Below are 6505 nucleotides of genomic sequence, written 5' to 3' on the forward strand. Positions count from 1 at the left end.
AAGATCAAAAGATCGCAGCCTGCGGCAGCTCCTACAGGAGGATGCAACGATCAGAGCTCTACTTTCACCCAACTAACGGGTTGATCCAGCCAATCGGCAAATTCGTCGAGAAAGCTCTGCTTGAACCCCGCCTCGGCCCAGTTGTTGAAAATGAAGCCCAGGTTGGAAAAGCCGCACTCCTGCAGGAACAGGAAACCGTTGATGTCGTCTTCATGCCCGCATTCGGGGCAGGTGAAGTTATCGGTACGCCCGGGCATCCAGTCTTCGAGGCTTTCAAACAGTGCTTCACCGACTTCCTTGCGGCACTCGGCACAACCGGCCTCGCCAAGAAACCCTTTGGCCGGCGTATAGATGCAGCGTTTGGTGACGATCTCCAGGCCATTGATCGGCTCGCCGAACGGCAGGGCTTGCGGGTGCAGAACCACTTCCCTGGCACCCTCGGCGATGGCGTGGGCCATGCGATTGCCGGTGCGGCCACAGGTGGTCAACTCTTCGTTGATGATGTTCTTGCGCACCAGCCAACGCACGATCGCCCGGGCCCGTGGCTCATGCACCGGCAGTGTGGAAATTTTCGGGACAATGATGCTTTGGGAATTCATGGGGCGACCTGCTGTAACGCTTTGAAGGAAGCCCGGCAGCTTAAGCCCAAGGCTTCAGAGGTCAAGTACTCAAGTAACGCCCGATCAGGGCGATACCGCTGGCCAGGACCAGCCAGGTCACCAGGCGGACGAACGCCTCACGTGACAATTTCAGGGTCAGCCGTCGACCGATCCACAGGCCCAGCGCCATGGCCGGCAGCAAACACAACGCCAGCACCAACAAGGGTAGCTCGGCATAGACGCCGGCGACAATGAACAGGCTCAGGCGCACCACCGTGCTGCAACTGATCAACGCACTCTGGGTCGCTCGAGCCGCCTCCTTGGGCAAGCGGCTGTTCAAATAGATCGCGTACAGAAAGCCGCCACTGCCAAACAACGCCCCAAACATCCCGCCCACGGTGCCCATCGGCAATGCCCAGGCGGCAGACAATTGCGCCGGACGGGTTTTAATCCACAGGCTGTAGATGGCGTAGGCACTGATAAACAGCCCCATCAACAGCAGCAACAGGTCGGACTTGAGGTTCAACAGGAAGATCACGCCCAGCGTGCAACCCACCGCCATGCAGGGCAACAATCGCAGCAGCTCAGGCCTGGCGACATCCCGCCGCGAGGGCAGCAGGTTGCCGAATGCCGCGACAAAATCAAGCAACACCAGCAACGGTACGATCTTCGACAGCGGCAGGAACAGGATCAGGATCGGCCCGGCGACCAGCGCCGTGCCGAAACCGGCAATGCCGAACACGATATAGGCCAGGGCGATGCCCAGCGCGATTACCAGCCAGTCCGTGGCGCCGAAGGGCCATTGGTTCATCAGCTCAAACACATTCATCCCCAGTCATCCATGAATCGCGAAGCAGACTCTACCCCTGTAGGAGCGAGCATGCTCGCGAAAAACCTGAGGACACCGCGGGGTGTCAGGCTCCCCGCGTCATCGTTGACCTCCATCGCGAGCGTGCTCGCGCCTACAGGGGATCGTGCATTCGGTTGGAGAATGCCTTTAAACTGCGCCCCATGATTAAAGATCCCTTTGCAAGACTCGGCCTGGACCGCGAAGTCCTGACCGTCAGCCAGCTCAACGGCCGCGCGCGGGTGTTGCTTGAAGACGTTTTCAGCAATATCTGGGTCGAAGGCGAAATCTCCAACCTCGCCCGGCCGGCGTCGGGCCACGTGTATTTCACCCTCAAGGACAGCGGCGCCCAGGTGCGTTGCGCGCTGTTCCGGCAAAACGCCGCGCGTGTGCGTCAAGCGCTGAAGGATGGCCTGGCCGTCAAGGTACGCGGCAAAGTCTCGTTGTTCGAGGGACGCGGCGATTACCAACTGATCCTCGATACCGTGGAGCCGGCCGGTGATGGAGCATTGCGCCTGGCGTTCGATGCCTTGAAGGAAAAACTCAGCGCCGAAGGCCTGTTCAGCGCCGAGCGCAAAGTACCGCTGCCGGCGCATCCACAACGCATCGGCATCATCAGTTCGCCCACCGGCGCGGTCATCCGCGACATCATCAGCGTGTTCCGCCGCCGCGCGCCGCAAGTGCAATTGACCCTGATCCCCACCGCCGTGCAAGGCCGCGAAGCCACCGCGCAGATTGTCCGCGCGTTAAAACTGGCGGATGCCCGTGGTTTCGACGCGCTGATCCTGGCCCGCGGTGGCGGTTCGCTGGAAGACCTCTGGTGCTTCAACGAAGAAGCCGTAGCGCGCGCGGTGGATGCCTGCGTGACGCCGATCGTCAGCGCCGTCGGCCACGAAACCGATGTATCGATCAGTGACTTCGTCGCCGACGTCCGCGCGCCCACGCCATCGGCCGCCGCCGAGCTGCTGGCACCGGATTCCAGCGATCTGGTCCGCCGGGTCGAGAGCCTGCATCGGCGCCTGGTGATGCGCATGCGTGATCGCTTGATGCGTGACCGGCTGCGCCTGGAAGGCATCTCTCGGCGCCTGCGCCATCCCGGCGAACGCCTGCGCCAGCAAGCGCAACGCCTGGATGATCTGGACATGCGCATGCGTCGGGCCTTCGAACGCAGCCTCAACACCCGTCGCGAACGGCTGATCCGCCTGGAAACCCGCCTGGCCGGGCAGCATCCGGGACGTCAATTGGCGATGCTGCGCCAACGTCTCGACAGCCTCGCCGAACGCTTGCCCCGCGCCATCCGCGAGGGCCTGAAAAACCGTCGCCTGCAGCTGCAGAGCCAGATGCAAACACTGCACGTGGTCAGCCCCCTGGCGACTCTTGGCCGTGGCTACAGCATTTTGCTCGACGAGCGTGGCAATGCGATCCGCAGCGCCGCACAGACCCACACCGGCCAGCGCCTGAAGGCCAAGCTGGGTGAAGGCGAACTGCACGTGCGGGTCGAAGACAATCACCTGACGCCCGTCACCCTTTCTTTACTGGACTGATCCATGCCGCGTTTTTTAGCTCCGCTGCTGTTGCTTTGCCTGACCTTCAACGCCCACGCCGACAGCTACATCACCCGCCAGTTGAACAAACCGGTGCCGGGCGGCGTGGCGGTGGTCGACCTGGGAGCTGCCGCGCAAGCGCCGAAAGCCAGTTATCAGGGCAAACCCGTCCTGGTGATCAAGGAACAGAACAACTGGCTGGCGATTGTCGGCGTGCCGTTGACGGTCAAGCCGGGCGCACAGGCCATCAGCAGCGGTGGGCGCAGCCTTGGTTTCACCGTCGGCAACAAGAAATATCCGGAGCAGCGAATCACCCTGAAAAACACCCAACAGGTCAATCCAGACCCGGACAATCTCAAGCGCATCGAGCGCGAACTGGCCGAGCAGATCGCTGCCTACCGTACGTTCAGCCCGAATTCGCCAAGTAACGTGCTGCTGGACAAACCGGTAAACGGACCGCTGTCGAGCAAGTTCGGCGTACGCCGGTTCTTCAACGGTGAGGAGCGTAATCCTCACTCAGGCCTGGATTTCGCCGTGCCTGCCGGTACGCCGATCAAGACTCCAGCCGCAGGCAAGGTGATCTTGATCGGCAACTACTTCTTCAACGGCAATACGGTGTTTGTCGACCATGGCCAGGGGTTCATCAGCATGTTCTGCCACATGTCGAAAATCGACGTGAAGGTCGGCCAGCAGATGGCTCGTGGCGGTGTGGTCGGAAAAGTCGGGGCGACCGGTCGGGCAACCGGGCCGCATATGCACTGGAATGTCAGCCTGAATGATGCGCGGGTGGATCCGGCTATCTTTATCGGGGCGTTTCAACCTTAAGCAAGATCAAAAGATCGCAGCCTGCGGCAGCTCCTACAAGGTTCGTGTCGTATCGCTGAACCCTGTAGGAGCTGCCGCAGGCTGCGATCTTTCAAGGCCACTACTCCGCATCCAGATCCTCAATGCCATGGACTTCCCGGTCCGCCAGGCAATGCCTGACCCACTCCTGAGTCTCCACTGAAAACCAGCTCAACTCCTGCGCCGTAATCAATTCCCGCGCACACAGCCCGAGCAAATGCGAACGGGCTTCATGCCGCGAGAACCTGAACACGCCAAACGCCCAGTACAGCTCCTTTTGCCCAGCCTTGAGCAATTCCTCGCTGCGATCTATCCGCTCGTACGGCGCGATACTCTTGTCCAATAGCGTCTTTTCGACATCCGATAGAATCCGCTCACACATCCGCTCATGGGCTATCGGACGCAACACGCAGTATTGCTTCCAATCAGACTCGTTCATCACCGACTCCTGCTGGGCCTCCAAGACTTAAGAATAGCTTCGCCACCAGAATAAGACGCCAGCATCATCGATTGCGCACAGCTCAAACCTTGCGCAAACAACCTGAAGATCACCGTACTCCAGAGCAATAAAATCTCGCCAAACAAGCCCTAAAGAGGATTCCTCTCAATTTTTTCCCACCGCTTGCCATCCTTCCCCCCCGCGGTTAGGGTTGAAGGCATGAAAACCTCTCACACCCTCATTCAGCTTCGTCAGCACCGCAGTTTGTGCCTTGTCAGCGCACGACTGCCGGGCTGAATCGCGGCGCCTCGTCCCAAGCGTTACTCCAAGAACATTTTGATCCACCGGCAGGCCGCCTTTTTTCGGCCAACACAATAAGGATTTCCCGATGAGCATGCTCAAAGACCCGTCTTCGAAATACCGCGCGTTCCCGACCATCGATCTGCCGGACCGCACCTGGCCGTCGAAGACCATCACCGCCGCGCCAATCTGGTGCAGCTCCGACCTGCGCGATGGTAACCAGTCGCTGATCGAACCGATGGACGCCGTCAAGAAGCTGCGCTTCTGGAAAACCCTGGTGCAGGTCGGCGTGAAGGAAATCGAAGCGTCGTTCCCGTCCGCCTCGCAGACCGATTTCGACTTCGTACGCACCCTGATCGAAGACGGTCATATCCCGGACGACACCACCATCCAGGTATTGACCCAGGCACGTGAAGATTTGATCGCGCGTACTTTCGAATCCCTGCGTGGCGCGAAAAAAGCCATCGTTCACCTGTACAACGCCACGTCTCCTTCTTTCCGCCGCATTGTCTTCAACCAGGACTTGGAAGGGGTCAAGGAAATCGCCGTAAACGCGGCCAAGCTGTTCGTCAAATATGCCGCCCAGCAGCCGGAAACCGAGTGGACCTTCCAGTACTCCCCGGAAACCTTCAGCGCCACAGAACTGGAGTTCGCCAAGGAAGTCTGCGACGCGGTGATCGAAGTCTGGAACCCGACGCCCGAGCGCAAGATCATCCTCAACCTGCCGGCCACCGTCGAATGCGCTACCCCGAACATCTATGCCGACCAGATCGAATGGTTCGGCCGTCACATCAACCGTCGTGACAGCGTGATCATCAGCCTGCACACCCACAACGACCGTGGCACTGGCGTTGCCGCCACCGAGCTGGGCCTGATGGCTGGCGCCGACCGCGTCGAAGGCTGCCTGTTCGGCAACGGCGAGCGTACCGGTAACGTCGACCTGGTGACCGTGGCCCTGAACATGTACACCCAGGGCCTGAACCCTGAGCTGGACTTCTCCGACATCGACGGCGTGCGCAAGGTCGTCGAAGAGTGCAACCAGATCCAGGTTCACCCGCGTCACCCGTACGTTGGCGACCTGGTGCACACCGCATTCTCCGGCTCGCACCAGGACGCAATTCGCAAGGGTTTCGCCCAGCAGAAACCGGACGCCCTGTGGGAAGTGCCGTACCTGCCGATCGACCCGGCCGACATCGGCCGCAGCTACGAGGCGGTCATCCGCGTCAACAGCCAGTCGGGCAAGGGCGGCATCGCCTATCTGTTGGAGCAGGAATACGGCATCAGCCTGCCACGTCGCATGCAGATCGAATTCAGCCAGGTCGTGCAGCGCGAAACCGATCGCCTGGGCCTGGAAATGACCGCCCAGCAAATCCACGCGCTGCTGCACAGCGAGTACTTGCAGGCCAACACCCCGTATGCGCTGGTCAGTCATCGCCTGCAGGAAGAAAACGGCCACAGCGCCGTCGAAGTGGAAGTGGCCAGCAAAGGCCAGGGCGAAACCAACCTGCACTGGCGCGGCAAGGGCAACGGCGCCCTGGAAGCACTGGTGGCCGGCCTGCCGATCCCGGTGGAAATCATGGACTACAACGAACACGCCATCGGCGCGGGCACCAATGCCAAGGCGGCGGCCTACATTGAACTGCGAGTGAATGGTGAGCGTGCGGTGCACGGCGTGGGTATCGATGAAAACATCACCACCGCCAGCTTCAAGGCCCTGTTCAGCGCACTGAACCGCTCGCTGAGCCAGCCGGAAGCGAAAGCGGCGTAATTAGCCTTCGCTGAAATACAAAAGGCCCCGAGATGCGATCTCGGGGCCTTTTTGTTTGCCTGTAGTTTTTGTAGTGCCTGTCATGCCATCTTCGCGAGCAGGCTCGCTTGTATGGTAGGACTTGAAGGGAGGAGGAGGGACAAGGCTCGATTCTGACTGTTGACG

6 protein-coding genes are annotated in these 6505 nt (G+C 60.4%); 3 read left to right on the plus strand and 3 right to left on the minus strand.

The window, feature by feature from the left end; all coding sequences use genetic code 11:
- Positions 1-50 precede the first annotated feature (50 nt).
- Together AC1Q8Q_RS28305 and AC1Q8Q_RS28310 are read right to left on the minus strand one after the other, a co-directional pair.
- Positions 51-599 (minus strand): hypothetical protein, encoded by a 549-nt coding sequence (locus tag AC1Q8Q_RS28305; RefSeq protein ID WP_033042611.1) that lies wholly within the window; start codon positions 597-599, stop codon positions 51-53.
- Positions 600-660: 61 nt separating this feature from the next.
- The gene (locus AC1Q8Q_RS28310) at positions 661-1428 is read right to left on the minus strand and encodes a sulfite exporter TauE/SafE family protein (RefSeq protein ID WP_083348291.1); all 768 of its coding nucleotides are present in this window, start codon (positions 1426-1428) and stop codon (positions 661-663) included.
- Between the two features lie 182 nt (positions 1429-1610).
- Here AC1Q8Q_RS28310 and xseA point away from each other — a divergent pair, with 182 nt between their 5' ends.
- Positions 1611-2990 carry an exodeoxyribonuclease VII large subunit gene (xseA, locus tag AC1Q8Q_RS28315; RefSeq protein WP_020795618.1) on the plus strand — a complete coding sequence of 460 codons (1380 nt, stop codon included), beginning with the start codon at positions 1611-1613 and terminating at the stop codon, positions 2988-2990.
- A gap of 3 nt (positions 2991-2993) precedes the next feature.
- Positions 2994-3815, plus strand: a complete 822-nt coding sequence (locus tag AC1Q8Q_RS28320) for a M23 family metallopeptidase (RefSeq protein WP_083348290.1) — start codon at positions 2994-2996, stop codon at positions 3813-3815.
- 100 nt (positions 3816-3915) lie between these two features.
- On the opposite strand, the gene AC1Q8Q_RS28325 is transcribed toward AC1Q8Q_RS28320, so the two are convergent.
- Positions 3916-4272 carry a hypothetical protein gene (locus AC1Q8Q_RS28325; protein WP_020795616.1) on the minus strand — a complete coding sequence of 119 codons (357 nt, stop codon included), beginning with the start codon at positions 4270-4272 and terminating at the stop codon, positions 3916-3918.
- Between the two features lie 388 nt (positions 4273-4660).
- Between AC1Q8Q_RS28325 and leuA the strand changes: the two genes are divergently transcribed.
- Positions 4661-6340, plus strand: a complete 1680-nt coding sequence (gene leuA / locus AC1Q8Q_RS28330) for a 2-isopropylmalate synthase (RefSeq protein WP_020795615.1) — start codon at positions 4661-4663, stop codon at positions 6338-6340.
- The last annotated feature ends 165 nt before the right edge of the window (positions 6341-6505 follow it).

The sequence above is a fragment of the Pseudomonas sp. GW823-FHT06B06 genome (assembly GCF_058795195.1).

Bases quoted from the DNA above. Each gene is read 5' to 3' on its own strand.
- AC1Q8Q_RS28305 (WP_033042611.1), bottom strand. From the start codon at position 599: ATGAATTCCCAAAGCATCATTGTCCCGAAAATTTCCACACTGCCGGTG.
- AC1Q8Q_RS28310 (WP_083348291.1), bottom strand. From the start codon at position 1,428: ATGAATGTGTTTGAGCTGATGAACCAATGGCCCTTCGGCGCCACGGAC.
- xseA (WP_020795618.1), top strand. From the start codon at position 1,611: ATGATTAAAGATCCCTTTGCAAGACTCGGCCTGGACCGCGAAGTCCTG.
- AC1Q8Q_RS28320 (WP_083348290.1), top strand. From the start codon at position 2,994: ATGCCGCGTTTTTTAGCTCCGCTGCTGTTGCTTTGCCTGACCTTCAAC.
- AC1Q8Q_RS28325 (WP_020795616.1), bottom strand. From the start codon at position 4,272: ATGAACGAGTCTGATTGGAAGCAATACTGCGTGTTGCGTCCGATAGCC.
- leuA (WP_020795615.1), top strand. From the start codon at position 4,661: ATGAGCATGCTCAAAGACCCGTCTTCGAAATACCGCGCGTTCCCGACC.